A 26,100-nucleotide genomic window follows, 5' to 3' on the forward strand; every position below is an offset into this window, starting at 1 on the left:
CCATGACCACCCCCCGCACAGACTCCTCCGTCACCGGGGCCCGGATCCTGCTGGAGAACGTCTCCAAGCGCTACCCCGGGCAGGCCAAGGCCGCGGTCGACGGCCTGACGCTCGAGATCCCCGCGGGCAGCATCGTCATGCTCGTGGGCCCCTCAGGCTGCGGCAAGACCACCACGCTGAAGATGATCAACCGGCTCATCGAACCCACCGAGGGCCGGATCGTCATCGACGGCCAGGACGTGACCTCGATGAACGGCGACGAGCTGCGCCGCGGCATCGGCTACGTGATCCAGGCCGGCGGGCTGTTCCCGCACATGAGCGTGGCCACCAACATCGGCATGGTCCCGAAGATGCTCGGCTGGGACAAGCAGCGCATCGCCGCCCGCGTGGACGAGCTGCTCGAGCTCGTCTCCCTCGACCCGGCCGTCTACCGCGACCGGTACCCGAGAGAGCTCTCCGGGGGCCAGCAGCAGCGCGTCGGGGTGGCCCGCGCCCTGGCCGCGGACCCGCCCGTGCTGCTCATGGACGAGCCGTTCGGGGCCGTGGACCCCATCACCCGCCAGCGGCTCCAGGACGAGCTCATCAACATCCAGCACGAGCTGCAGAAGACCATCGTGTGCGTGACCCACGACTTCGACGAGGCGGTCAAGCTCGGCGACTGGATCGCGGTCTTCGACGAGGGCGCCCGGATCGTCCAGTACGACGCCCCGGAGCGCGTCCTGGCGGAACCGGCGGACGAGTTCGTGGAGGACTTCATCGGCTCGGGCGCGGGGCTCAAGCAGCTCACCCTCACCCGAGTCCGGGAGGTCGACCTCGTCCCCGCCGTGACCACCCGCCCCGGCGAGGACGTCCGGGCGGTGCTCGGGCGGGTCGACGAGGCGGGCACCCGGGACGTCGTCGTGGTCGACGATCGCGGCCGGCCGCTGTCCTGGCCCTCCCGCCGTCAGCTCGAGCGCTTCAGGACCGTCCCCGGGGAGCGCAACGACCGCCTGCCCCTCGTCGGCACGAGTTCCACGCTCAACGACGCGCTGGACACCATGCTCGTCTCCAGCATGGGGGCGGCGCTCGTGGTGGGGCCGCGGGACCGGTTCGAGGGCGTCATCTACGTCGAGACCGTCATGGCCGCGATCACCGAGGCCCGCCGGGCCGTGGCCGCGGAGGACGCGCCCCTCGGCCACAACACGGGTGAGATGCCCGCGGTCAGCGCGAGCCCGGGAGGCGGGGACCGATGAGCGCGCAGCCCGAGCGCCCCGCCGCCGCGGAGCCGGAGCCCGCCGACGACCCCGTGTCACGCCCGGCCGCGGCCGACCCGGACCAGCGCACCTGGAAGGGCCTGCTCCTGCAGCCCGTGGCGATCCTCGCGGCGCTGGGCCTGCTCGTGCTCTGGCTGACCACGGCGGAGCTCACCGAGACGGAGGCCGTGACCCTGAGCCCCGCATCGCTGTGGGCCCTGACCCTGGAGCACCTGCAGCTGACGGTCGTGGCCACGGTGGTGGTCCTGCTCATCGCGATCCCGGTCGGCATCCTCCTGACCCGCAGACCGTTGCGCTTCCTCACGGGCCCGGTCATCGCGCTGGCGAACGTCGGCCAGGCCGCCCCGGCGGTGGGCCTCGTCGTCCTGTTCGCCTTCTGGTTCGGCTTCGGCTTCCGGGCGGCCGTGGTCGCCCTGATCGTCTACGCGATCCTGCCCGTCCTGAAGAACACGATGGTGGGCCTCGACGGCGTGGACCGCAGCCTCGTCGAGGCGGGCCGGGGCATGGGGATGAGCGCCGCCGCGGTCCTGTTCCGGGTCGAGCTGCCCCTGGCCGTGCCCGTCATGCTGGCCGGCGTGCGCACCGCCCTGATCCTGGTGGTCGGCACCGCGACCCTCGCCACATTCATCAACGGTGGAGGGCTCGGGCTGCTGATCACCACCGGGGTCAACCTCAACCTCGTGCGGGTGCTGATCGCCGGCTCGATCCTCGTGGCGCTGCTCGCCCTCGCCATCGACTGGGTCGGCCGTGTCGTGGAGCACGTCGCGCGGCCGAAGGGACTGCGATGAGAACCTCCCGCGCCGCCGGCGGCGCCCTGCTGCTCTCCTGCGCCGGCCTGCTGCTGACCGGTTGCGGGCTCGAGCCGTCCACGGCCTACGTGCCCGACGCCGCGCCCGGCTCCATCCGGCCCGTCGAGGGCGCGGAGGGGACCGAGGTGCGGGTGACGTCCAAGAACTTCACCGAGCAGCTGATCCTCGGCAAGATCGGGGTGCTCGCGGTGCAGGCCGCCGGCTTCGAGACCGAGGACATCACCAACGTGCCCGGGTCCCAGCCGGTGCGCGAGCTCATGCTCTCCGGGGACGCCGATCTCACCTTCGAGTACACCGGCACGGCCTGGCTGACCTACCTCGGGCGGGCGGAGGGCATCCCGGACCAGCAGGAGCAGTGGCGGGCCGTGTACGAGGAGGACCTCGGCAACGGGCTGACGTGGGGCGCCCCGGCGGCCCTCAACAACACCTACGCCATGGCCGTGCGCTCCGAGTACGCCGAGGCCAACGACCTGGCGACCGTCTCGGACATCGCGGACCTGCCGGTGGCCGAGCGGACGTTCTGCGTGGAGTCGGAGTTCAACTCCCGCAGCGACGGGATGACCCCCCTGCTGGCCCACTACGGCCTGGACCGCGGCAGCGAGGTGCCCGAGGGCAACATCGGCATCTACGACACCGGCGCGATCTACTCGGCGACCGACGACGGGGAGTGCAACTTCGGGGAGGTCTTCTCCACGGACGGCCGCATCCCGGCCCTGGACCTGACCGTGCTCGAGGACGACCGGCAGTTCTTCCCCGCCTACAACGCCGCCCCCGTCTTCAGCACGGAGCTGCTGGACGAGTTCCCAGCGCTCGAGCAGGTCCTGGAGCCGATCGCCGCGGCGCTCACCGACGACGTGATGCAGGAGCTCAACCGGCAGGTGGACGTCGAGGGGCGGGACCCGGCCGACGTCGCCTACGAGTGGATGATCTCCGAGGGGTTCATCGTCGAGCCCTGAGCCCCGCCCGCCGGGCCGCCCCGGGCCGGCTCGCACAGGCCCAGCAGCCGGGCCGCCGCGGGCCGGGCGTCCTGCTCCTCCTGCCACAGGGAGCGGGCCACCGCCTTGGAGACCGCCTGCGGGGAGATGCCGAGCTCGGCGGCCACGGCCTTCTGCTGGCCGCGGGCCCCCGGCACGAGCAGGTCGACCACGCGCCACTCCGCGTCGCTGCGCTCCGCCACGATCCGGCCCAGCAGCCGCAGCACGGCCTGCGCCTGCGCCGCGGCGGGCGCGTCCTCGGCGACCACGCGCACCGGCACCCGGCCCGCGGCGGCCTCGGCGGCGGCGCGCGCGTGCGCCGTCCCGGGGCCGTCGGCGCGCAGGCCCGTCCGGCCCTCCGGGTCGGTCGCCGTCTCCAGCCGGACCGGCCCCACCCCGACCCCCACGCTCCAGGCCGATCCGCGCAGACCGGCGAGCGCGGCCGCGACCGCGGCGCCGGGATCGGCGGTGATGCCCTGCACCGCGTGCGCCCGGGCGCGCTGGAACGGCACCACGGTCTCGAGGTCCGCGAGGCGGCGCAGGAGGCCCGGCACGAGGTCGCCCGCCTCGCGGCGGCGCTGGTCCAGGGTCACGACGTACACGGTCCCAGTATCGGGCACGGGGGCCGCGGGGGAGCGGGGGCGCGGCGGGGACTCACTCCCAGAACCGCGGCTCGATGTCGACCCCCTGCACGATGAGCTCGTCCTCGAGGGGCTCCCGGCACACCACGGGCAGGCGCAGGCAGCCGATGCGGTCGTCGGGGCCGAAGTAGGCGGTGAGCCGGTCGAAGCCCTGCCGGAACGAGGCCAGCTCCTTGGCCGTGGCGGCGACCTCCGCCAGGTCGGCGTCGGAGCCGAGCACCCAGAAGGAGTCCGGGTCGGTCAGCTGGAGCAGTCCCACGGCCGCCCCGGCGTCATTGTTCTCGGTCCCGGCCCAGCCCGGGACCCGCAGCCACCCGCCCGGTGCCGCCGCGCCCAGGGCCGGCGCCAGGGGGTCGTACTCCCACGCCCGGGCCTGCTGCAGCCACGCGGGCGGCGCCGGGAGGTAGAGCGGGCCGTCGAGGTCCACGGGCCACCGGGCGGCGGCGAACGCCCCGGCGTCCACGCGGTCCCAGAACTGCTCCGCGGTGAGGTCGGTGCCCACGCTGTTGAGCGCCGCCCCGGGATCGTCCTGGTGCATGCCGTGCCAGTAGGTGGGGCGGGTCCGGACGTCGGCGCGCCGCAGCAGGGCGTCCAGCTCCTCCAGGTGGGCCGGCTCGCCGAGCACCACCGTCCTGGACTCGAAGTGCAGGACGTAGGGCACGCGCTCGGTGCTCACGGCAGCCCCGCGGGCCGTCCGCGGCGGCACAGCCGCGTGAAGCGGCCGAGCACCTGCAGCGCCTCCGGGGTGGCGGGCAGGTAGTCCGTCAGGGCGGGGGAGCGCACCACCACGGCGCACCACTGCCCCCGGGAGACCGCCACGTTGAGCCGGTTGGGGGAGAGCAGGAACTCCATCCCGCGGGGGCCGTCGGCCGCGGAGGCGGCCATCGACACGATCACGACGGGGGCCTCCTGGCCCTGGAACCGGTCGACGGTGCCCACCCGGACCCCGCCGCCGTCCTCGTCCCGCAGGCCCGCGGCGGCGAGCTCCCGGCCGATCAAATCGACCTGGGCGTTGTACGCGGCCACCACGAGCACGTCCTCGGGCGCCAGCGGCACGGGGGGTGCCCCCGGACCGGAGCGCCACGGCGTCCCGGCGAACTCGTGCACCAGCTCCACGACGCGCCGGGCCTCCTCGGGGGAGGCCGTGCGGTTGCCGGTGTGCTCGACGTAGCAGGTGCGCAGGCCCGGGGCCACGCCGGTGAGCTCTCGGCGGCCCGCGGCCGGGGCGGACCCGAGCCGCCCGGCGTAGGAGAGCTCGGAGACCGGTTCGCACAGGGCCGGGTGCATCCGCCACGTGCGGTCCAGGAAGTAGCCGTGCTCGGCGGGCAGGGTGGGCGAGCCGTGGGAGAGCCAGCCCAGCGCCGACTCGTCCACGGGCAGGGGGTGGGTGCCCTGCGAGACCTGCGGCAGCTGCTGCGGGTCGCCCAGCAGCAGCAGGCGCCGCGCGGCCCGGGACACGGCCAGGGTGTTGGCCAGCGAGTACTGCCCGGCCTCGTCGACCACGAGCAGGTCCAGGGCCTCGTCCTCGAGGTGCTTGGCGTTGGAGAAGTCCCACGCGGTGCCGCCCACCACGGCGCCGCCGTCCGCCAGGAACGCGGCGAAGTCCTTCCCCGGGACGTCGCGCCACGGCGTCTCCCGGTCCGCGGGCCGGCCCGAGGGCGGCTTCTTGCCGACGCGCTCGGGGGCGACCCCGCCCTTCTCGAGCACCCCGGTGAGGAGGTTCTCGACGACGGCGTGGGACTGCGCCACCACGCCGATCCGCCAGCCGGCCTCCACGAGCCGGCCGATCACGTGGGAGCCGAGGAACGTCTTGCCGCTGCCCGGGGGCCCCTGGACGGCGAGGAAGCTGCGGTCGAGCGAGCGCAGGGCACGCACCACGGCGTCGATCGTGCCGTCGGGGCCGTCGTGCGGGCGGGGCAGGGGGCTGCCGTCCGCGGGCCGCGGCGCCCGGCGCTGCAGCAGCTCGAGGCCGGGCTGCCGCGGGAGCTCCGGCAGGGCGTCGGCCGTGCGGGCGGCGAGGGTCTGCAGGGACTCCTCGAGGGAGCGGGTGGCGATCGGCTGGGCCGGGCCCAGTGCGATCGGCAGCTCCGCCCAGGGCTCGGGAGCCGGGGCGTCCCGCGGCTTCTTCAGCCGTTCGCGCACGGTGAGCACCGCCGTGCCGTCCTCGTGCTCCTCGACGTGCTCGAGGGCGGCGGTCCAGTCCCCGGCGCGGCCGCTGCCGCGCGGGGCGGCGTCCTCGGCCAGGTGCGCGGGCACGGGGGCCCCGTACATCAGGAACAGCCCGGCGGTGCCGGGTCTGGGGGTGGAGCCCTCGCCGAACCGGCCCGCGAGGCGCAGGAGCCGGGTGGGTGCGGCGCTGCTGCGCTTGCCCGGGTCCTTCGCCCAGTCCTCCAGGACCTCCGCGCGCCGGACCACGAACACGTCGCGGGTGTCCTCCCAGTCCTCCACGGGGCCCTCGAGGCGGTCGAAGTGGGACCACCAGTACTGCTTGCGCTCGCGCCGGTGGTAGCCGGTGGCGGAGGCGACCATCGCGACGGCCGTGCGCTGCTCCTCGGTCAGGACGTCCCGCGCGGACGGGTCGTCCAGGTGCTCGTGCAGGCGCTGCTCGGCACCGGTCATCCCGGCGTCCGGCAGCTCCTCGGGCAGCTCGAGCCGCTCCTGGGCGGGGCGCGGCGGGTGGTCCGCCGGGTCCGGGGAGATCCCGGCGAGGCCCAGCAGCCAGTCCCGCAGCCGCAGGGTCGAGAGGCAGTCGTAGGCGTTGTAGTCGGCGATCCCGGCCAGCAGCCGCGCCGCGTCCTCCTCCCGCCCGGCCGCCCGGGCCGTGCACCAGTCGGCGTAGGCGACCACCGACGCACCGGCGTCCACGACGTCCCCGGTGCGCAGGTGCTCGCCCATGTAGAGCGGCTCCAGCTTCTTGATGGAGTACGAGCTCTCCGACAGCCGCAGGCTTCCCCGCACCGTGTCGTAGAGGTCCACCAGCACGTTCTCGCGCAGCAGCTCGTCCACGGCGTCCTCGCCCACCGCGTGCACGAGCGAGAGCCGGCGCAGGGCCGCCTTCTCGTAGTTGGCGTAGTGGTAGACGTGCATGCCGGGGAAGCGCCGGCGCCGTTCGGCCACGTAGTCGAGGAACGCCCGGAGCGCGTCCCGCTCCTGGGCCCGGGAGTGCGCCCAGAACGGCCGGAAGACGGGGGCGGCGCCGGGCTCCGGGGGCTGCTCCACGACGCCGAACAGGTACTCGAGCCCCCAGGACGTCGGGTCCCCCGGGTCCTGCCACAGCGGGTCGCCCTCGAAGTCGAAGAACACGTCCCCGGCGTCCGGGGCGGGCAGCCGCCGCACGGGGTCCGTGGCGGTGACCCGGTAGGCGACCCGGCGGGTCCCCCCGTCCTTCCGGTACTCGACCGAGCCGTCCTCCCCGCCCCGGCCGGTCTGCATGGCAGCCTGGTCCCGCAGCCGCCGCAGCGCGGCGGGGAGCCGCCGGTCCTCCAGCAGCGCGAGCTCGTCGACGGTGCGCACGCCGTGCCGGTCGCGCAGCGTGCGGCGCACCCGCACGGACAGCCCCGCCGTCAGCAGCAGGTCCCGGTGCTCGGCGACGGCCCGGGCGCAGTGCTCGCACCGGCCGCAGCGGGCGACGTCGTCGTCCTGCCAGTCCACGGGCCCGGTCCGCGCCCGGTGCGCGGCGGCGGCCGCGACGAACCGCTCCCGGCGCTCGCGGTAGACCGCCAGGTGCTCGGAGACGGGGAAGACCGCCTCCCGCTGGTCGCCGAGGACCAGGGTGACCTCGGGGGCCACGTCCACCCCGGCCCGCTCGAGCTGGTCGGCGTAGGCGGCGAGCTGGAGCAGGGCGGTGACCTTGGCGTGCCGGGCGAGCTTGGTGTCGTGCACCGCGTACGCGCCGTCCGGGCGGCGGACGAGGAAGTCGGCGCGGCCGTGGAAGGCACCGTCGAAGAAGGAGGCCTGGAAGACCACGTCGGCGCCCGCGCGCAGGGCGTCCAGGGACTCGGCGTGCTTGGCGGTCAGCTCGTCCCGGTCCATCCGCCGGGCCGGCTCGACCTCGTGCACCCCCCGTCCGGTCGCCGCGTCCCACGGGCCGAACGCCGCCAGGTGCGCGGCCAGGACCCGGTGCTCGTGGGCGTCGCCCAGCTCGGCCGTGCGGGCGAGCATCGCGTCCCGCTCCGGGGCCCGGCGCGGCGCCCGCCCCAGCTTCTCGTCCAGGACGCACAGGCTCGCGTAGGGGCACTCGGCCGCGCGCACCAGGTCGCTCGCGGAGAAGACGAGGTCCGCCTCGGGGCCCAGCAGGAACATGCGCATCCTTCCGACGGCGCCGGGTCCGTCCCGGGTCCGCGTCCATCGAACCACAGGGACCGGACGTCACAAGGAGGGCGGGACCGGCAGCGCAGGACGGGGATCGGCCGGCAGGTCCTCGGACCTGCCGGCCGACTCCCGGGGGCCGGTGACCGGCCCGCCGGGATGGACCGGGAGAGATCGATGGGATGCGGCGCGGGTGGGGGGACCCCCGCCGCCACCGGGCACCTCGCGGGTGCGCTCCGGCGACCTCGATCCCGGTCGGCGGCCCGGATGCCGATGGGGGGATGCATCCTGGGGCCGTCGGGCCGGCTGAGCCGGCCGATCCCAATATAACGAAATTCATGGAATCCCTGTAGGGCGCACGTCACGCGCCGACCCGGGTCGGGCCCGGGGCCCCGGACGCGCGGGGGCCGGGGACCCTCCGGTCCCCGGCCCCCGCGCGTGCCCGTCCGCTCAGTCGGTGGACGGGGCCTTCTCCTCGGCCTCGGCGGCCGAGTCGTAGTGGGACTGCTCGAAGCGCTCGCGGGCCTCCTCGACGAGGCGCTCGGCGGTCTCCCGGCCCTCCCAGCCCTCGCCCTTGACCCACTTGTTGGGCTCGAGGTCCTTGTAGCGCTCGAAGAAGTGCTGGATCTCCTTGAGCTTGTACTCGTCGATGTCGTCGAGACCCTGGATGTGGTCGTAGCGCTTGTCCGTGGACACGCACAGGATCTTCGCGTCCCCGCCGGCCTCGTCGTTCATGTTGAACACGGCGATGGGGCGCGACTCCACGAGCACGCCCGGGACGATCTCGAAGTCCAGGAGCACGAGGGCGTCCAGGGGGTCGCCGTCCTCGCCCAGGCTGTCCTCGAAGTAGCCGTAGTGCGCGGGGTACTGCATCGACGTGAACAGGACGCGGTCCAGGCGGAGGCGGCCGGTCTCGTGGTCGATCTCGTACTTGACGCGCGATCCCCGGGGGATCTCGATGGTGACGTCCAACTCCATGGTGCTTCTCCTCGTGCTGGATGGGCCCGGAAGGGCCGGAAAGGGCTGACAGCGGCCGAGCGCGGCCGCACCACCCTGGGCGGGGTGGGGCAGATCCGAGACCCACGATAGCGGCGGCCCCGCGGGCGGCGGTAACCGTCCGGCCCGCCACGGGGCCGCGCCCGGCCCGCCGCGGCGCCGCTCCGGGGCCGGCGCCGGAGCCGCCGCGGCGCCGCGGACCGGGCCACAATGGGGGCATGAGCAGTCCCCGACGCCACGGTCCCCCCGCCGGGCGACGGCGGCCGCGGGCCCGTCCGGGCCCCGGTCACCGCGCCCTGACGGCGCTGCTCGCCGCCGGCTGCGTGGGCGTGGCGGGCTGGCTGCACCCCCACTGGGCCCCCGCGCTGGGCCTGGGCGGGGACGACCTCCCGGCGGCCCGCGTCCTCCCCGCGGAGGCGCCCGCCCCCGCCGGGGCCGTTCCCCCCGACCCGGCCGCCCCCGTGCCCGGCGCCGCCGAGGTGGCCGCGGCGGTGGAGCCCGTGCTCGCCGGCACCGCCGGACGGCGCTCCGTCCTCGTGGCCGACGCCCTCACCGGGGAGCCGCTGCTCGAGCGGGACGCGGACGCGCCCCTGGTCCCGGCCTCCAACCAGAAGCTCGTCACGGCGCTGTCCCTGCTCACCCACGCCGATCCCGGCCGGCGCCTGCGCACCACGGTGGTCGAGGGGCCGGAGCCGGGCACGGTGGTGCTGGTGGCCGGCGGGGACACCCTGCTGAGCCCGGGCGGCTCCGACCCGGACGCCGTGCTGGGCCGGGCCGGGATCCGGACCCTGGCGCAGGAGACGGCCGAGGCGCTCGCCGAGCGCGGGGCGGCCGGGCCCACCGCCGTGCGGTGGGACGCGAGCCTGTTCGCCGGACCGGACGTCAACGAGGACTGGGTCTCGGGGGACGTCGCGGCGGGGCAGATCGGGCCGGTGGCGCCCATGGCGTTCTGGTCCCACCGCGTGCCCGCGGGGGAGGGCCCGTCGGCGGAGCGGCCCGTGGACGCGGCGCAGGACGTCGCCGAGGTCTTCGCGGCCGAGCTCGCGGCCCGGCTGCCCGGGGGCGGGGCGCCCTCCGTCCCCGCGGTCGCGCCCGGCCGGGCGCCCGAGGGTGCGGCCGAGCTGGCCGCCGTCGAGTCCGCGACCCTCGCCGAGCAGGCCGAGCTCATGCTGCAGGACTCCGACAACCACCTCGCCGAGGTCCTCTCGCGGCTCGCGGCCCGGGCCGCGGACCGGCCCGCGAGCATCGCCGGCGGCCGTGCCGCCGCGGCCGCGGCGCTCGAGGCGCACGGCGTCCCGGCGCCGGGCGCCGTGCTCTCCGACGCGTCCGGGATGTCCCTGCGCAACCGCATCCCCGCCCGCGCGCTCGAGCAGGTCGTGCGGGCCATGGTCACCGACCCCACGGGGGTGCTGACCCCCGGCGCCCGGGCGCTCCCGGTGGCCGGCGGCAGCGGGACCCTCGCCGGCCGGTTCGACGACGACGCCGAGCGCCCCGGGCGAGGCCTGGCGCGGGCGAAGACGGGCACGCTGAACTCCGTGGTCGCCCTCAGCGGGCACGTCAGCACGGACGGGGGGCGGCTGCTGACGTTCTCCGTGGTGCTCAACGAGGTCGCCGACCCCGCCGCCGCCCGGGACGCCGTGGACCGCGCGGTGGCGGCCCTGGCCCTCCTGTGACGGCCCGCGCCGGGCGCTCCCAGGCGCGTGTGGTTGCATGAGGCCATGAGCGCAGCACAACGACCGCCGGAGACGGACGCGCCCGGGATCGTCCGGTGGGACCTCGCGGCCTCAGCCGCCGCCCGGCTCACGCCGCCGGGGCCGAGGATGTCCGCCCGGGCCATGCAGGCGGCGGTGGCCTCCATGCGCCGCCACGCCGAGGCGTCCGTGGACCACGTCCACCGGATCACCGGGCTCGAGGCGGCGCGGGACCTGCGGGACTCCACCGTGCTGGTCGTGGACCGCGCCGGGTGGTCGAAGGCCAACGCCCAGGCCTTCGAGGTGCTCATGGAGCCGGCGGTCGAGGCCCTGCGCCGGCGCCGCCCGGAGCAGTTCGGCGCGGCCGCCACCGCCCTCGGCGGCACGGCCACCGCCATGGAGATGGCGGCGGTGCTCGGGTTCCTCTCCGCGAAGGTCCTGGGCCAGTACGACCCGTACGCCGGGCTGGTCTCCGCCGTGGCCGCGCAGCGGCACCCCGGCGGGCGGCTGATGCTCGTCGCGCCCAACATCCTCACGGTCGAGCGGGAGCTCAACGTCGAGCCGGAGGACTTCCGGCTGTGGGTCTGCCTGCACGAGCAGACCCACCGCGTCCAGTTCGCCGCGGCCCCGTGGCTGCGCGAGCACATGATCGAGCAGATCAACGAGCTCGCCGACTCCCTCATGGGGCACGCCGAGACCCTCGGGGCGCGGCTCACGGAGGCGGTCCGCGCCCTGCCCGGGCGCGGCGCGGGGGCGGAGGAGCCCCGGGCCTCCCTCGGCGTGGTGGGCCTGCTCATGGGGCGGCGGGAGCGGGAGGTGCTCTCCCACCTCACCGCCGTGATGAGCCTGCTCGAGGGGCACGCGAACTTCGTGATGGACGGGGTGGACGCCTCCGTGGTGCCCTCCGTGAAGACGATCCGGCGGCGCTTCGAGCGGCGCTCCGAGCTCCAGGGCAGCCTCGACCGCTTCGTCCGGCGCCTGCTCGGGATGGACGCGAAGATGCGCCAGTACAGCGACGGCCAGCGGTTCGTCACGACCGTGGTGGGGACCGTGGGGCTGGAGTCGTTCAACCGGATCTGGGAGGCCCCGGAGCACCTGCCCACGGAGGCCGAGATCCACGCCCCGGAGCGCTGGATCGAGCGCGTGCTGGGCCCGGGCGCACCGCCGCGCCGGCCCCTCCCCGCCCCGGAGCCGCCGGGAATGTGGTAGACACCACGCACCCCCGTTTGACATGCAGATTCATACACATTAGGGGTGGGGCGTCCCGCCTCGGAGACCTCGGTCACGGCGCGACACGCGGTAGGTCGGATCACCTTTGTGTGACAAAATCTTTACGTGAGCACAGAGAATATCGAACAGCAGGTCAAGCTGTACGGCCAGCCCCTGTCGGAGCGCTTCGGCACGGTCGTCCAGGCCTACGGCATCACGCAGCGGCGACTGGCCGAGGTCCTCGGCCTCTCCGCCCCCATGCTGTCGCAGCTCAACAGCGGCCGCCGGATCAAGATCGGCAACCCGGCGGTCTACGAGCGCCTGGTGATGCTGGAGCAGCGCATCGGCACCCCGGACATCGAGGAGGTCCTCGCCGCGGTCGAGGCCTCGCAGCCCGTGCTGTCGACCACGCAGATCCAGGCCGGCATCCACAGCGAGACCAACGCCGTGGCGGCCCTCGCCCACGTGGTCCCGCGGCAGGAGCTCGAGGCCGCCCTGGACCTGCTCGGCGAGACCGCCCCGACCCTCGCCAAGGTCGTGCGCCTGGCCGTGCGGGAGTCGCAGAACCAGCAGGCCGCGAGCGACCGCGAGGACGCCCGCCGGTGACCCAGTTCGCCCGCCGCGGCCGACTGTCCCCGGACGTCGCCGCGGGGCGGCGCCGTGTGCTCGACTCCGTCCGGCAGCACGTCCCCCGGACCTCCGCGGAGCCCCCGCTCGTGCTGGTGGCCTGCAGCGGCGGCCCCGACTCCCTCGCGCTGGCCGCCGCCGCGGCCCACTTCGCCCGGCGCGGCACGCTGCGCGTGGGCGCCGTGGTGGTCGACCACGGCCTCCAGGAGGACTCCGCGGCGGTCGCGGCCCGCGCCGCCCGCACGCTCGAGCAGACCGGGCTGGCGCCCGTCGTCGTCACGGCCGTGACCGTGCGCCGGGACGCGGGCGGCCCCGAGATGGCGGCCCGCACCGCCCGCTACGCGGGCATCGCGGAGGTCGTGGGGCGCACGGGCGCCGACGCCGTGCTGCTCGGGCACACCCTGGACGACCAGGCGGAGTCCGTCCTGCTGGGCCTCGCCCGCGGCTCCGGCACCCGCTCGCTGGCCGGGATGCCCCCCGTGCGCGAGCTCGACGGCGTCACCTACCTCCGCCCGTTCCTCGACCTCTCCCGCGCGCAGACCCTGGAGATCTGCGCCGCCGAGCAGCTCGAGCCCTGGCACGACCCCACGAACCAGGACACCACCCTGATGCGCTCCCGGGTCCGCCACCGCGTGCTCCCGCTGCTGGAGGACGAGCTCGGCCCCGGTCTGGCCCGTGCACTGGCCCGGTCCGCCGCGATCCTCGGCCCCGACGCGGACTACCTCGACGGCGCCGCGGGGGAGCTGCTCGAGCGCGCCCGCGCCGCCGCCCCGGAGCTGCCCGGCTCCCTGGCCCTCGACCTCGCCACGGTGCGGGCCGCGCACCCCGCGCTACGCCGCCGCGCCCTGTCGGCGGCCGTGGTCGCCGCCGGCGGACAGACCCCGGCCTACGAGCGGCTCGGCGCGCTGGACGAGTTCGCCGCCGGGCACGGGGCCGCGGGGCCCGTGCAGATGGCGGGTAAGGTGTCGGTGTGGCGCCGCCGCCCGACGGCGGGCACCCGTGGCCCGGGGCACCTGGAGCTCGTCCGCCCGCGGCCCGCGAGCGCCACCCGACCCGCATCCGCATCACCCGAGGAGCGCCGTGAAGGCTGAGGACGTCCAGGGGGATCTCACCGAGGTCCTGTACAGCAAGGAAGACATCGACACGAGGATCGCCGAGCTGGCGGCCGCCGTGGACGCCGACTACCAGGGCCGGGACGTCCTGCTCGTGGGCGTGCTCAAGGGTGCGGTGATGGTCATGGCCGACCTGTGCCGGGCGCTCCAGGGCCAGTACCCCATGGACTGGATGGCCGTGTCCTCCTACGGCTCCGGGACCAAGTCCTCGGGCGTGGTCCGCATCCTGAAGGACCTGGACACGGACCTCACGGGGCGGGACGTGCTCATCGTGGAGGACATCATCGACTCGGGCCTGACCCTGTCCTGGCTGCGCGCCAACCTCGAGTCCCGCGGCACGGCCTCGGTGGAGATCTGCGCCCTGCTGCGCAAGCCCGAGGCCGCGAAGACCTCCATCGACGTCAAGTACGTGGGCTGGGACATCCCCAACGAGTTCGTGGTGGGCTACGGGCTCGACTACGCCGAGAAGTACCGCAACCTCGACTGCATCGCGACCCTGGCGCCGCACGTCTACGAGTGAGCCGGCGCCCCCGGCGGGCGTGCGCCGCGGCGGTTCCCGGGCCGGGTGTCCGCTGACAGGGAACTCCCGGCCCGTCCGGGGCCCGACCCCGAGTCCGGGCTGTACATTGTAGGTCTGCGTCCCCTGGACCTCCGGCCCTGGGCGGGCACGGGCTCGAGGGGGCCCGGACAACCATCCACGGGAGGATCAGCGGCTTGGCCACGGCGAAAAAACCCAACAACTTCTTCAGAGGACCCTGGTTCTGGGTCCTGCTGGCCGCTCTGATCCTCTTCCCCCTGGTGGGCACGCTCACCACGGGCTCCTCCGGGCGCGTGGACACCAACGTCGGCCTGCAGCTGCTCCGCGAGGGCCAGGTCGCCGAGGCGAAGATCTACGACGGCCAGCAGAAGGTCGAGCTCCAGCTGGAGGAGGACCTCTCCCTCGACGGCCGCGACCTCGGGCGCAGCGTCGAGTTCTACTACGTCACCCCGCGCGGGGAAGAGGTCGTCGACGCGATGAACGCGGCGGACCTCCAGGGGTTCACGGACCAGCCCGTCGAGTCGAACTGGTTCACCAGCCTCCTCGGCTTCATGCTGCCGTTCCTGATCATCCTCGCCATCTTCTGGTTCGTGTTCTCCCGGATGCAGGGGGGCGGGTCCCAGGTCATGCGCTTCGGCCGCTCGCGGGCCAAGATGTTCGACAAGGACAACCCCACGGTGACCTTCGCCGACGTCGCCGGCGCGGACGAGGCCGTGCAGGAGCTCGACGAGATCAAGCAGTTCCTGGTGGAGCGGGAGCGCTTCACCGCCCTCGGCGCGAAGGTGCCCAAGGGCGTGCTGCTCTATGGCCCTCCCGGCACCGGCAAGACCCTGCTCGCGCGGGCGGTGGCCGGCGAGGCCGGCGTGCCCTTCTTCTCGATCTCCGGCTCCGACTTCGTCGAGATGTTCGTGGGCGTGGGCGCCTCCCGGGTCCGCGACCTGTTCCAGCAGGCCAAGGAGAACGCGCCGGCCATCATCTTCGTGGACGAGATCGACGCCGTGGGCCGTCAGCGCGGCGCGGGCATGGGCGGCGGCAACGACGAGCGCGAGCAGACCCTCAACCAGCTGCTCGTCGAGATGGACGGCTTCGACGCCACCACCAACGTCATCCTGATCGCCGCGACCAACCGCCCCGACGTCCTGGACCCGGCGCTGCTGCGCCCGGGCCGCTTCGACCGCCAGATCGGCGTGGAGGCCCCCGACATGAAGGGCCGCCTGCAGATCCTCCGGGTGCACTCGCAGGGCAAGCCGCTCGCGGACAACGTGGACCTCGCCGCCGTGGCCAAGCGCACCCCCGGCTTCACGGGCGCCGAGCTCGCCAACGTGATGAACGAGGCCGCGCTGCTGACGGCCCGCTCCCACGCCCAGCTCATCGACGACCGCGCCGTGGACGAGGCGATCGACCGGGTCATCGCCGGTCCGCAGAAGCGCAGCCGGATCATGAAGGAGCTCGAGCGCAAGGTCACCGCCTACCACGAGGGCGGGCACGCGCTCGTGGCCGCGGCCCTGCGCAACACGGACCCGGTCACGAAGATCACCATCCTGCCCCGCGGCCGGGCCCTGGGCTACACCATGGTCATGCCCATGGACGACAAGTACTCGACCACCCGCAACGAGCTGCTCGACCAGATGGCCTACGCCATGGGCGGGCGCGCGGCGGAGGAGATCGTGTTCCGGGACCCGTCCACCGGCGCGTCCAACGACATCCAGAAGGCCACCGACACGGCCCGCAAGATGGTCACCCAGTACGGCATGAGCGCCCGCGTGGGCTCGATCAAGCTGGGCGGGGACAGCTCCGAGCCGTTCCTCGGCCGGGACGCCGCCGGCTCGGGCCGGGATTACTCCGAGCGCACCGCCGCGATCGTCGACGAGGAGGTGCGGGCCCTGCTGGACCAGGCCCACGACGAGGCGCACGCGATCCTCATGGACAACCGTCCCGTCCTCGACCGGCTCGCCCTCGAGCTGCTCGAGAAGGAGACGCTCAACGAGGCGCAGATCGCGGACCTCTTCCACGACATCCGCAAGCGGGACCTGCGGCCCGTGTGGCTGTCCAAGGACACCCGGCCGCTCTCCGAGGACCCGCCCGTGGTCACGCAGGCCGAGCGCGAGGAGGCCCGGCGGCTGCACGCCCAGGACCCCGCGACCCTGGCCCCGCAGGACCAGGCGGCCGCCGCGAAGCCGGAGCACCCCCTCGAGGTCCCGGAGCGCGGGCACTCGGTGCCCCCGGGGGAGGGGGCGGGCTCCTCGAGCACCACCGGACCCTCCGCGGAGCGCGCCCCGGGGGCCGGCACGGACTGAGCCGGGCCTAGGATGGAGCGACAGCCGGTCGCGTCCGCCGACTCCCGTCCCGTCCGGCAGACCCCGCCGCACCGGCAGATCCCGAAGGAGGGCGCGTTGCCCCACGAGGCCCGCACGAAGCAGACGAGCGCGCACGACCTGCGCGCGGAGGCGTTCGACCCGCCGTACCCCGACCCCGCCCCCGCGCTGGAGGCCGGCGCCGGGGCGGTCGACCAGCCGCGCGTCGCGGCGGCCGTGCGCGAGCTGCTGCTGGCGATCGGCGATGACCCGGACCGGGACGGCCTGCAGGGCACCCCGGGGCGCGTGGCGCGGGCGTACGCGGAGATGTTCGCGGGCCTGCACCAGGACCCCGCCGAGATCCTCGGGACGACCTTCGACATCGGCCACTCCGAGATGGTCCTCGTCAAGGACATCCCCTTCTACTCGACCTGCGAGCACCACCTCGTCCCGTTCCACGGGCACGCCCACGTGGGCTACATCCCCGGCCACGACGGGATGGTCACCGGCCTGAGCAAGCTCGCCCGCCTCGTGGACCTCTTCGCCCGCCGGCCCCAGGTCCAGGAGCGGCTGACCACCCAGGTGGTGGAGGCGATCATGGAGCACCTCCAGCCGGCCGGGGTGATCGTGGTGGTCGAGTGCGAGCACCTGTGCATGTCCATGCGCGGGGTGCGCAAGCCGGGCGCCAAGACCGTCACCTCGGCCGTGCGCGGACAGCTGCGCGAGCCCGCCACCCGCGCCGAGGCGATGAGCCTCATCCTGGGGCGCTGAGCACATGACGACCCCCCTCCGCACCGACCCCGCGCACCGGCCCTCCGGCTGGGGCTCCTTCGAGAACCTGCCCACCGGGCGCACGCTGGTCATGGGCATCCTCAACGTCACCCCCGACTCCTTCAGCGACGGCGGCGAGCACGCCGGGCACGAGGCCGCGATCGCGCACGGGCTGCGCATGCTCGCCGAGGGCGCCGACATCGTCGACGTCGGGGGCGAGTCCACCCGGCCCGGCTCCGAGCGGATCGACCCCGCCGAGGAGCGGCGCCGGATCCTGCCCGTGGTCGAGGCCCTCGCCGCCGCGGGCGCGGTGCTCAGCGTCGACACCCTCCACGCCGGGACCGCCGAGGCCGTCCTGGACGCCGGGGCGCACATCGTCAACGACGTCTCGGGGCTGCGCGCGAGCCAGGACATGATCGACCTGGTCGCCGAGCGGCAGGCCCCCTACGTCCTCATGCACGCCCGCGGCCTGCCCGACGTGCAGGACTCCCGGGCCGTCTACCACGACGTGGCCGGGGAGGTGCTCGGGGAGCTCGAGGCGCTGACGGAGCGCTGCCTGGCCGCCGGCCTGGCCCCCGAGAAGCTGGTCCTGGACCCCGGGCTGGGCTTCGACAAGCGCGGGGCGCAGAACTGGGAGCTGCTCCGGGCGCTGCCGCGCTTCACGGCCACCGGCCACAAGGTGCTCGTGGCGGCGTCCCGCAAGCGCTTCCTCGGCACCCTGCTCGAGCAGGACGGCGCACCGCGCCCCGCGGCCGGGCGGGACGCGGCGACGGCCGCGATCAGCGGGCTGTCCGCCCACGCGGGCGCGTGGTGCGTGCGCGTCCACGCCGTGCGCCCGAGCGCCGACGCCGTGGCCGCCGCGCACGCCTGGCGCGGCGTGGAGCCGGCCCTGCTGCGCCCCGCCGCCGACGCCGGCGTGCTGCCGGCGTCCTCCGGAGCGGACCGGTGAACCGCGTGCCGCGCGAGGACGCGGACGCCGCCCGGATGCGCGCCGGGGACCGGGCCGGCCGCCAGCACGTCCCGGTGTCCACCACCAGGGCCCCCGACCGCCGGGACCGGATCAACCTCCTGGGCATCGGCGCGGTGGGCTACCACGGCGTCTTCGACCAGGAGAAGCGCAGCGGCCAGCCCTTCTTCGTGGACCTCGTCATGTACCTGGACCTGGCCGCGGCGGGGGCCTCGGACGACGTCGCCCTGACCGCCCACTACGGCGAGGTCGCCGAGGAGGTGCGGGACATCGTCATCGGCCCCAGCGTCAACCTGCTCGAGACCCTCGCCGACCAGGTCGCCCGGCGGCTGCTCGCCCGCTTCCCGCTCGACGCGGTGGAGGTCACCGTGCACAAGCCCAAGGCGCCCATCGAGGTGACGTTCTCCGACGTCTCCGTCACGATCTACCGGGAGCGCTGAGGTGGGCACCCGGGCCGTCCTCGCCCTCGGCGCCAACCTCGGCGACCGGGAGGCCACCCTCCGCGGCGCCGCCCTCGAGCTGGCCGCCCACCCGCGGATCACGCTGGTCCGCGCCTCGCCCATCGTGCGCTCCCGGCCGGTCGGCGGACCGGCCGGCCAGGGGGACTACCTGAACGCGGTCGTCGAGGTGGAGACCGAGCTGAGCCCCTTCGGGCTGCTGCGGGCGTGCCAGGAGGTGGAGGAGCGCCACCACCGGACCCGGACGCAGCGCTGGGGCCCGCGCACCCTCGACGTCGACATCGTGGTCTACGGGGACCTGCGCCTGGACGAGCCGGACCTCACCGTGCCCCACCTGCGCGCCGGCACCCGCGCGTTCGTGCTCGTGCCCTGGGCCCTCATGGACCCCGGCGCGACGCTCGAGGGGCGCAGCGTCGCCGAGCTGGCCCGCCGGGCAGAGGACCTCGGCGGACTGGGGCCGGACACGATCCCCCTGCTGCCCGAGGACCCCGCTCCCAGCGGGGACGGGGACTGAGGGGGAGCCGCCGTGCACGTGCTCACGGTCCCGGCGCTGCTGATGTGCGCCGCCGCCGCCGGCGCCGTCGGCTGGACCGCCAACCGGCTGTCCACGGGCGCGGGCGGGCCGCTGCTGATCCTGCCGTGGGCCTCGCTCGCGGCCCTCGCCGCCGTGGCCGCGGCCCTGCTGGTGCTGGGCGTGCGGGTCAAGCGGCACCAGGACGGAGCGCGCCCGGAGCGTTTCGACCCGCTCGTGGCCGCCCGCACCGCGGCCGGCGCGCAGGCGGCGGCCTGGGCGGGGGCGATGCTGACCGGCTGGCACGCCGCCGTGGCCGTCGAGCAGCTCGCGCTGGTCTCCGTGCGCTCCGAGCAGGGCCCGCTGTGGGCCAGCCTGGTGCACGCCGGGGCCGGGCTCGTGCTCGTGGTGGTGGGCTGGATCGTGGAGGGCTTCTGCAAGCTGCCGCCGGACGATCCCGACGCGGAGGAGGGCGCCGAGTACCGTAGGGGGCGGCAGAAGGAGCTTCCCGAGGGAGAAGGTGGTTATGCCCGAGAGATCCGCCCACGAGCCCGTCGGCGGCCCCGTGGCGGGGACGCCCGGTGACCGGGTGCCCCTGAGCAACCCCGCGATCGACCCCGAGGGCCTGGCCTGGACCCGGGTCTCGCCCAAGCACCTCTCCGTGGTGGTGCTCTCCACCCTCCTCAGCACCCTCTTCTGGCTCGCCGCCCTCGGCTGGCCGGCGGTGCTGGCGGCCACGGGCGTCTGGTCCGGCGCCCCCCTGGGCCTGCTGCTGCTGCCGCCCGCGGCCGTCCTGGCGGCCGGGCTGCTCTCCGTGCTCCTGGCCCCGCGGCGGGTCCGGGCGATCGGCTACGCCGAGCGCGGCGAGGACCTGCTCGTGCGGCGCGGCCTGCTCTACCAGCGGGTCACGGTGATCCCCTACGGCCGGATGCAGTACGTGGACGTGTCGGTCTCCCCGCTGCAGCGCAGCTTCGGCCTGGCCACCGTGAAGCTGCACACCGCCGCCGTGGGCAGCCACGCCGAGATCCCGGGGGTGGAGCACGCCGAGGCGTCCCGGCTGCGCGAGCGGCTCACCGCGCGCGGCGAGGCCCTCCTGGCGGGCCTGTGAGCGCTGCCCCCGCCCCCGCGCCGGCCCCGCAGTGGCACCGTGTCCACCCGCTGACCCCGGTGGTCAAGGGGTGGCTCGCGATGGTCGTGATCGCGGGCGCCTTCGTCAACATCCTCCTCGACGACTTCCTCAACGCCTTCCTCGGCCGCGGGGACGCCGTGCCGCCCCAGGACTTCGACCCGGCCCGGATGGGCGCCGTCTTCTGGTGGGTGCTGGCCGGGCTCGTGGCGTTCGTGCTCCTCGTGTTCGCCGCGGCCGTGCTGGTCTCCTGGTGGTTCACCCGCTACCAGGTGACCCCGGAGCACGTGCGGATCCGCTCCGGGGTGCTCTTCCGGCAGGAGCGCCAGGCGCGGCTGGACCGGGTGCAGGCCATCGACATCCACCGCCCGTTCCTGCCCCGGCTGCTGGGGCTGGCGGAGCTGAAGTTCGAGGTGGCCGACGCCGGGCAGTCCGCGGTGTCCCTGTCCTACCTCACCCACCCCCAGGCGCGCGTGCTGCGCGGGGAGCTGCTGGGCCGGCTCGGCCTGGCCGCCCCGGGCCAGGACCCCGCCGCCCCGGCGCCCGGCGCGGCGCCCGGCGCGCCCGTGCGGCGACCGGCCCCCTGGGCGGTCACCGGGGACCAGGAGCGCCCGGTGCTCGGCGTGCCGGTGCCGCGGCTGATCGGCTCCGTGCTCGCCTCGGGCTCGTCGGTCGCCCTGGCCGTGCTGCTGGCCGCCGCACCGGCCGCCCTGCTGGTGGACGCCCGTGCCGCCCCGGCGATGCTCGCCGCCTGGCTGCCCGGGCTGATCAGCTTCGGGGCCGTCTCCTACCGCCGGGTCGAGCAGGGCTACCACTTCCGGCTGCTGCGCGTCCCCGAGGGCATGCGCGTGCGCTACGGCCTGTTCAGCGTCCGCTCCCAGACCGTCCCGGCGGGGCGGATCCAGGCGGTGGGCGTGGACCAGCCGCTGCTCTGGCGGCCCTTCGGCTGGTACCGGGTGCGGGTCAACGTGGCCGGCTACGGGCCCGCGGCGGGGGAGGGCGACGCCATGCGCTCGACCCTGCTGCCCGTCGGCACCCTGCCCCAGGTGCACCAGGTCCTGCACCTCGCGCTGCCCGGCGCCCGGGACGGTGACCTCGCCGCGCTGCTGCGGGAGGGCCTGCACGGCCTGGGCGCGCAGGGCCGGTTCACCACCTCTCCGCGCCGGGCCCGGTGGCTCGACCCCCTCGTGCACCGCCGGACGGGCTTCGCCGCGACCGAGGACGTCCTCGCGGTCCGGTCCGGGCGGCTGAGCCGGCGCACCGCCGTGCTGCCGCACGAGAAGACCCAGTCGGTGGCCGTGAGCCAGGGCCCGCTCGAGCGGGCCCTGGGGCTCGCCGACGTCCAGCTGCACTCCACGCCGGGGCCCGTGAGCGTCATGGTCCCGCATCTCGACGCCGGGGACGCCCGGGCGCTCGCCGCGGCCCAGGCGGTGCACGCGGCCGGGGCCCGTAGACTGGCCGACGGCCCGAGCCACCCCCACACCCCCCGCCAGGAGAGACCATGAGCCACCCGTCCGACCGCCCGGGACGCCTCGGGGTCGGGGTCGTCAGCGCCGGGAAGGTGGGCGCCGTCCTGGGCGCCGCGCTGCGCGCCGCCGGCCACGCCGTCGTCGGCGTCAACGCCGTCTCCGAGGCCAGCCGGGACCGGGCCGAGGCCCTCCTGCCCGGCGTGCCCGTCCTCGAGGTCCCGTCCGTGCTCGAGCGCGCCGAGCTCGTGCTGCTCGCCGTGCCCGACGACGAGCTGCCCGGGCTCGTGCAGGGCCTCGCCGACGCCGGGCTGTGGCAGGCCGGGCAGCTCGTGGTGCACACCGCGGGCCGCTGGGGCACCCGTGTCCTGGACCCGGCCCGCCGGCTCGGGGCGATCCCGCTCGCGATCCACCCGGCCATGACCTTCACGGGCATGAGCCTGGACCTTGCCCGGCTGAGCGACTGTTCGTTCGGGATCACGGCCCCGGGACCGGTGCTGCCCATCGCCCAGGCGCTGGTGGTCGAGATGGGCGCCGAGCCGGTGGTCGTCGCGGAGGCCGACCGCCCGCTCTACCACGCGGCCCTCGCCCACGGCGCCAACCACCTGATGACCGTCGCCGGACAGTCCATGCAGGTGCTCCGCGACATCGGCGTCGAGCGCCCCGACCGGATGGTGGGGCCCCTGCTGCGCGCGACCTTGGACAACGCCCTGGCCGCGGGGGAGTCCGCGCTCACAGGACCCGTGGCCCGCGGCGACGCCGGGACCGTGGCCGCCCACCGGGACGCCCTCGACGAGTACGCCCACGGCCACGGGAGCGACGACGTCCTGCTCGCCTACCTGGACCTCGCCCGCGTCACCGCCCGCCGCGCCCTGGACCGCGGCCTGCTCGACCGCCCGCGCTACGACGCCGTGCTCGCCGCCCTCGAGCTCACCCGGGACACCGACGGCACCGACGGCACCCGCGGCACCGACGGAGAGGAGACCCTGTGAGCGACCCCACCGGCGCCCCCACCGGCGTCCCCCGCGTCTGCCGGGGCATCGAGGAGTTCCGGGCCGCGCTGGCCGACCGGCTCGGCGCGGCCCGGGACGGGGCGCCCGGTGAGCGGGCGTCCCTGGGCCTCGTGCCCACCATGGGCGCCCTGCACGAGGGGCACGGCCACCTGGTGTGCCTCGCCCGGCAGGAGAACACCGTGGTCGCGGTCTCGGTCTTCGTGAACCCGCTGCAGTTCGGCCCCGACGAGGACTTCGAGCGCTATCCGCGCACCCTCGAGGCCGACGTCGAGCTGCTCGGCCGGTTCGGCGCCGATCTCGTCTTCGCCCCGTCGACGGCGGAGATGTACCCGGACGGGGAGCCCCTCGTGCGCGTCACCTCCGGCCGGCTCGGCGCCGTGCTCGACGGCGCGAGCCGCCCCGGCCACTTCGACGGCGCCCTGACCGTGGTCAACAAGCTGCTCAACATCACCGCCCCGCCCGGGCCGGCCGCGTTCCGGGCGTACTTCGGGGAGAAGGACGCCCAGCAGCTGCTCCTCGTGCGCCGGATGGTCGCCGACTTCGACCTGCCCGTCACCGTCCGGCCCGTGCCCATCGTGCGCGACGAGGACGGGCTGGCCCTGTCCTCCCGCAACCGCTACCTCGACGCCGCGCAGCGCCGCTCCGCGCTCGTGCTCCCGCGCACCCTGCGGGCGCTCGCCGCCGGGGAGCTGGAGCTCGAGGCCGCCCGGCGGCGGATCGACGCCGAGGACGGGGTCCGGCTCGACTACCTCGTCGTCGTCGACCCCCGCACCCTGGCGCCGGTCGAGCCGGCGCCCGGCGCCCTTGCCCTCGTGGCCGCCCACGTGGGCGGCACCCGGCTGATCGACAACCTCGTGCTGTGAGGGCCCCGGCCGGGATTTGACCCTCCCCGTTATCCTGGACAACTGTGACCAACGCGCAGAACACCTCCCCGACCGCCCAGGCAGAGGCCGAGCAGGCCGAGCTCTCGGACCAGATGCAGTTCCGCCTCGCCAAGCGCGCCCGGCTCCTCGAGTCGGGCCGGGAGGCCTACCCCGTGGGCGTGGAGCGCACGCACACCCTCGCCGAGGTGCGGGAGGCCCACGGCCACCTCGAGCCCGGCGAGGAGACCGGGCAGTTCGTCGGCGTGGCCGGGCGCGTGGTCTTCGTGCGCAACACCGGCAAGCTGTGCTTCGCCACCCTCCAGGAGGGGGACGGCACCCGCCTGCAGGTGATGCTCTCCCTGGCGAAGGTGGGGGAGGAGTCCCTGGGCGAGTGGAAGTCCCTCGTGGACCTCGGCGACTTCGTCGCCGTGCACGGCGAGGTGATCGCCTCCCGCCGCGGCGAGCTCTCCGTGATGGCCGACGCCTGGACCATGGCGTCCAAGGCGCTCCGGCCTCTGCCCACGCTGCACAACGAGCTCAGCGAGGAGACCCGGGTGCGCCGGCGCTACCTCGACCTCATCGTCCGGCCCGAGGCCCGCGACGTCGTCGTGCAGCGGGCGCGGATCATCCAGACGGTGCGCAACGTCCTGGTGGAGCGCGGCTACGTGGAGATCGAGACGCCGATCCTGCAGCTCGTGCACGGCGGGGCCACGGCCCGGCCGTTCGAGACGCACCTCAACGCGTTCGACCAGGACATGACCCTGCGCATCGCCACGGAGCTCTACCTCAAGCGCGCCGTGGTCGGCGGGATCGAGCGGGTCTTCGAGATCGGGCGGGTCTTCCGCAACGAGGGCGTCGACTCCTCGCACAGCCCCGAGTTCACCACCCTGGAGGCCTACGAGGCCTACGCCGACCAGTTCACGATGGCCGAGCGGATCAAGGAGATCATCCTCGCGTGCGCCGACGCCCTGGGCGTCGACACCATCGAGACGGACAAGGGCACGATCGACCTGCGCGGGGAGTGGCGCTGGCTGTCCGTCTACCCCGCCCTCTCCGAGGCCGTGGGGCAGCGGATCACCCCGGAGACCCCCGTGGAGACCCTGCACCGGATCGCCGAGGAGCACGAGGTCCCCGTCGGCCCGATGTGGGACGCGGAGAAGTACGTGCTCGAGCTGTTCGGCGAGATCGTGGAGCCCACCCTGGTCCAGCCGACCTTCGTGTGCGACTACCCGCCCTCGGCGCAGCCGCTCGCCCGCCAGCACCGCTCCGAGCACGGCCTGATCGAGGCGTGGGACCTGATCATCGGGGGGATGGAGCGCGGCACGGCGTTCTCCGAGCTGATCGACCCCGTGGTCCAGCGCGAGCGGCTCACCGAGCAGTCCCACCGGGCCGCGGCCGGCGACGACGAGGCCATGCGGCTGGACGAGGACTTCCTGCGCGCCCTCGAGCACGGCGCCCCGCCCATGGGCGGCCTGGGCCTGGGCCTGGACCGGCTCATCATGCTCTTCACCGACCTGGGGATCCGGGAGACCATCCTGTTCCCCCTCATGAAGCCCGAGCAGGACTGAGCCCGGGCCGCGGCCGTGCCGCGGCCCCTCGCCGTCCCCAGCCTCCGCCCAGATCTCCCCGGGAGAATCGCACCCATGGAATACATCGCTGTCCTGCTGCCCTCGATCAGCATCGGCATCATCTTCTGGTTCATCCTCCGCTGGATCTTCCGCGGCGACCGCACGGAGCGCGCCGTCGAGTCCCGCTCGCAGGAGGACGCCGAGCGCTGGTACGAGGAGCTCAAGCAGCGCGACGGCGAGGACCTGCCGTTCGGCCACTCCCCGCGCCGCGGCCGCCGGACGGAGCGCTGAGCTCCCGGCCCCCGCCGCACCGTCTTTCGAATGAATTCGAATTGGCGCCCTGTTTGTCCGCCTTTTCGTGCTGTTGAATTCCGCCCGGTAATTGTAGGATAAACTCGACGACGCCGGGTGTTCGGGTCCGTCGGAGTTCTCCGGAATTCACGATCAGGATCATCCGGTATCACACGGGGGAATCAGCACCGCCTCAGGAAGCGCCGCTCTCGGCGCGGCCGGGCAGAGACGAGCGCCGAAAGGCGGAGGAGAGTTCCAGTTATGGCACAGACCGTGCAGATCATTCTCGAGGACGACCTCGACGGCGGGCCCGCGGAGGAGACCGTGCGCTTCGGCCTCGACGGCGCGCAGTACGAGATCGACCTCTCCGAGGAGAACGCCGCCAAGCTGCGCGACGCCGTGCGGCCCTTCATCGCCAAGGCCCGGCGCGCCCAGCAGGGCAAGCAGACGTCCAAGCAGGCCCGGCCCACCGGCAAGTCCAATCCGGACACCGCCGCCATCCGGCAGTGGGCCCGAGAGAACGGCCACCCGGTCTCCGACCGCGGCCGTATTCACCAGGACGTGCAGAAGGCGTACTACGACGCCCACAAATAAGAGCGCGCGTTCCGCGTCCG

25 protein-coding genes are annotated in these 26,100 nt (G+C 74.8%); 21 read left to right on the forward strand and 4 right to left on the reverse strand.

Annotated elements, in window-relative coordinates:
- Positions 1-2 precede the first annotated feature (2 nt).
- Genes RF640_RS10285 through RF640_RS10295 form a run of 3 tightly spaced genes read left to right on the forward strand, consistent with a single transcriptional unit; the run spans position 3 to position 3,018 of the window.
- Positions 3-1,232: an ABC transporter ATP-binding protein gene (locus RF640_RS10285; RefSeq protein ID WP_368827733.1), complete on the forward strand. Its 1,230-nt coding sequence runs from the start codon at positions 3-5 to the stop codon at positions 1,230-1,232.
- Entirely contained in the window at positions 1,229-2,041 is an 813-nt protein-coding gene (locus tag RF640_RS10290) for an ABC transporter permease (protein WP_368827735.1), read from the forward strand. Before RF640_RS10285 ends, RF640_RS10290 begins: the two co-directional genes overlap by 4 nt.
- A complete protein-coding gene (locus RF640_RS10295) occupies positions 2,038-3,018 on the forward strand; it encodes a glycine betaine ABC transporter substrate-binding protein (RefSeq protein WP_035926006.1) in 981 nt (326 codons plus the stop codon). Before RF640_RS10290 ends, RF640_RS10295 begins: the two co-directional genes overlap by 4 nt.
- On the opposite strand, the gene RF640_RS10300 is transcribed toward RF640_RS10295, so the two are convergent.
- The 4 genes from RF640_RS10300 to RF640_RS10315 all read right to left on the reverse strand — a co-directional run bounded on the left by RF640_RS10300 (position 2,976) and on the right by RF640_RS10315 (position 8,963).
- Positions 2,976-3,638 carry a hypothetical protein gene (locus RF640_RS10300; RefSeq protein WP_035926011.1) on the reverse strand — a complete coding sequence of 221 codons (663 nt, stop codon included), beginning with the start codon at positions 3,636-3,638 and terminating at the stop codon, positions 2,976-2,978. The genes RF640_RS10295 and RF640_RS10300 overlap by 43 nt on opposite strands.
- Before the next feature lie 52 nt (positions 3,639-3,690).
- Positions 3,691-4,353 carry a hypothetical protein gene (locus tag RF640_RS10305; protein ID WP_126349843.1) on the reverse strand — a complete coding sequence of 221 codons (663 nt, stop codon included), beginning with the start codon at positions 4,351-4,353 and terminating at the stop codon, positions 3,691-3,693.
- The gene (locus tag RF640_RS10310) at positions 4,350-7,979 is read right to left on the reverse strand and encodes a TM0106 family RecB-like putative nuclease (protein ID WP_368827738.1); all 3,630 of its coding nucleotides are present in this window, start codon (positions 7,977-7,979) and stop codon (positions 4,350-4,352) included. Before RF640_RS10310 ends, RF640_RS10305 begins: the two co-directional genes overlap by 4 nt.
- 456 nt (positions 7,980-8,435) lie before the next feature.
- On the reverse strand, positions 8,436-8,963 hold the full coding sequence (locus tag RF640_RS10315) for an inorganic diphosphatase (RefSeq protein ID WP_017832043.1): 528 nt from the start codon (positions 8,961-8,963) through the stop codon (positions 8,436-8,438).
- Positions 8,964-9,199: 236 nt separating this feature from the next.
- Between RF640_RS10315 and dacB the strand changes: the two genes are divergently transcribed.
- The 18 genes from dacB to RF640_RS10405 all read left to right on the forward strand — a co-directional run bounded on the left by dacB (position 9,200) and on the right by RF640_RS10405 (position 26,080).
- The gene (gene dacB, locus RF640_RS10320) at positions 9,200-10,654 is read left to right on the forward strand and encodes a D-alanyl-D-alanine carboxypeptidase/D-alanyl-D-alanine-endopeptidase (RefSeq protein WP_368827740.1); all 1,455 of its coding nucleotides are present in this window, start codon (positions 9,200-9,202) and stop codon (positions 10,652-10,654) included.
- A gap of 45 nt (positions 10,655-10,699) precedes the next feature.
- Complete coding sequence (locus RF640_RS10325; protein WP_176337922.1) at positions 10,700-11,881, forward strand: zinc-dependent metalloprotease; 1,182 nt, start codon at positions 10,700-10,702, stop codon at positions 11,879-11,881.
- A gap of 126 nt (positions 11,882-12,007) precedes the next feature.
- Positions 12,008-12,487, forward strand: coding sequence for a hypothetical protein (locus RF640_RS10330; protein ID WP_035926022.1), 480 nt, complete (start codon positions 12,008-12,010; stop codon positions 12,485-12,487).
- On the forward strand, positions 12,484-13,599 hold the full coding sequence (tilS, locus tag RF640_RS10335; protein ID WP_368827743.1) for a tRNA lysidine(34) synthetase TilS: 1,116 nt from the start codon (positions 12,484-12,486) through the stop codon (positions 13,597-13,599). Before RF640_RS10330 ends, tilS begins: the two co-directional genes overlap by 4 nt.
- Positions 13,589-14,140, forward strand: coding sequence for a hypoxanthine phosphoribosyltransferase (hpt, locus tag RF640_RS10340; protein ID WP_368827745.1), 552 nt, complete (start codon positions 13,589-13,591; stop codon positions 14,138-14,140). Before tilS ends, hpt begins: the two co-directional genes overlap by 11 nt.
- Positions 14,141-14,334: 194 nt before the next feature.
- A complete protein-coding gene (gene ftsH / locus RF640_RS10345; RefSeq protein ID WP_368827747.1) occupies positions 14,335-16,455 on the forward strand; it encodes an ATP-dependent zinc metalloprotease FtsH in 2,121 nt (706 codons plus the stop codon).
- A 186-nt stretch (positions 16,456-16,641) separates the two neighbouring features.
- The gene (gene folE / locus RF640_RS10350) at positions 16,642-17,223 is read left to right on the forward strand and encodes a GTP cyclohydrolase I FolE (protein ID WP_043738444.1); all 582 of its coding nucleotides are present in this window, start codon (positions 16,642-16,644) and stop codon (positions 17,221-17,223) included.
- A 4-nt stretch (positions 17,224-17,227) separates the two neighbouring features.
- Positions 17,228-18,172, forward strand: coding sequence for a dihydropteroate synthase (gene folP, locus RF640_RS10355; protein WP_368827749.1), 945 nt, complete (start codon positions 17,228-17,230; stop codon positions 18,170-18,172).
- Positions 18,169-18,630: a dihydroneopterin aldolase gene (gene folB / locus RF640_RS10360; RefSeq protein WP_017832034.1), complete on the forward strand. Its 462-nt coding sequence runs from the start codon at positions 18,169-18,171 to the stop codon at positions 18,628-18,630. Before folP ends, folB begins: the two co-directional genes overlap by 4 nt.
- A 1-nt stretch (position 18,631) precedes the next feature.
- Positions 18,632-19,162: a 2-amino-4-hydroxy-6-hydroxymethyldihydropteridine diphosphokinase gene (gene folK / locus RF640_RS10365; RefSeq protein ID WP_115162302.1), complete on the forward strand. Its 531-nt coding sequence runs from the start codon at positions 18,632-18,634 to the stop codon at positions 19,160-19,162.
- A 12-nt stretch (positions 19,163-19,174) separates the two neighbouring features.
- Positions 19,175-19,744, forward strand: coding sequence for a DUF3180 domain-containing protein (locus tag RF640_RS10370; protein ID WP_368827751.1), 570 nt, complete (start codon positions 19,175-19,177; stop codon positions 19,742-19,744).
- 10 nt (positions 19,745-19,754) lie between these two features.
- On the forward strand, positions 19,755-20,267 hold the full coding sequence (locus tag RF640_RS10375; protein ID WP_031282261.1) for a PH domain-containing protein: 513 nt from the start codon (positions 19,755-19,757) through the stop codon (positions 20,265-20,267).
- On the forward strand, positions 20,264-21,790 hold the full coding sequence (locus RF640_RS10380; protein WP_368827753.1) for a PH domain-containing protein: 1,527 nt from the start codon (positions 20,264-20,266) through the stop codon (positions 21,788-21,790). Before RF640_RS10375 ends, RF640_RS10380 begins: the two co-directional genes overlap by 4 nt.
- Positions 21,787-22,743, forward strand: coding sequence for a Rossmann-like and DUF2520 domain-containing protein (locus RF640_RS10385; RefSeq protein ID WP_109222219.1), 957 nt, complete (start codon positions 21,787-21,789; stop codon positions 22,741-22,743). Before RF640_RS10380 ends, RF640_RS10385 begins: the two co-directional genes overlap by 4 nt.
- Entirely contained in the window at positions 22,740-23,627 is an 888-nt protein-coding gene (gene panC, locus RF640_RS10390) for a pantoate--beta-alanine ligase (RefSeq protein WP_109222218.1), read from the forward strand. Before RF640_RS10385 ends, panC begins: the two co-directional genes overlap by 4 nt.
- 44 nt (positions 23,628-23,671) lie before the next feature.
- Positions 23,672-25,195 carry a lysine--tRNA ligase gene (gene lysS, locus RF640_RS10395; protein WP_095650873.1) on the forward strand — a complete coding sequence of 508 codons (1,524 nt, stop codon included), beginning with the start codon at positions 23,672-23,674 and terminating at the stop codon, positions 25,193-25,195.
- Positions 25,196-25,270: 75 nt separating this feature from the next.
- Positions 25,271-25,486: a hypothetical protein gene (locus RF640_RS10400; protein ID WP_017832026.1), complete on the forward strand. Its 216-nt coding sequence runs from the start codon at positions 25,271-25,273 to the stop codon at positions 25,484-25,486.
- A 261-nt stretch (positions 25,487-25,747) separates the two neighbouring features.
- Positions 25,748-26,080 (forward strand): Lsr2 family protein, encoded by a 333-nt coding sequence (locus tag RF640_RS10405; protein ID WP_017832025.1) that lies wholly within the window; start codon positions 25,748-25,750, stop codon positions 26,078-26,080.
- Positions 26,081-26,100 lie beyond the last annotated feature (20 nt).

Source organism: Kocuria sp. CPCC 205231, assembly GCF_040980965.1.
Taxonomy (GTDB): Bacteria; Actinomycetota; Actinomycetes; order Actinomycetales; family Micrococcaceae; genus Kocuria; species Kocuria rosea.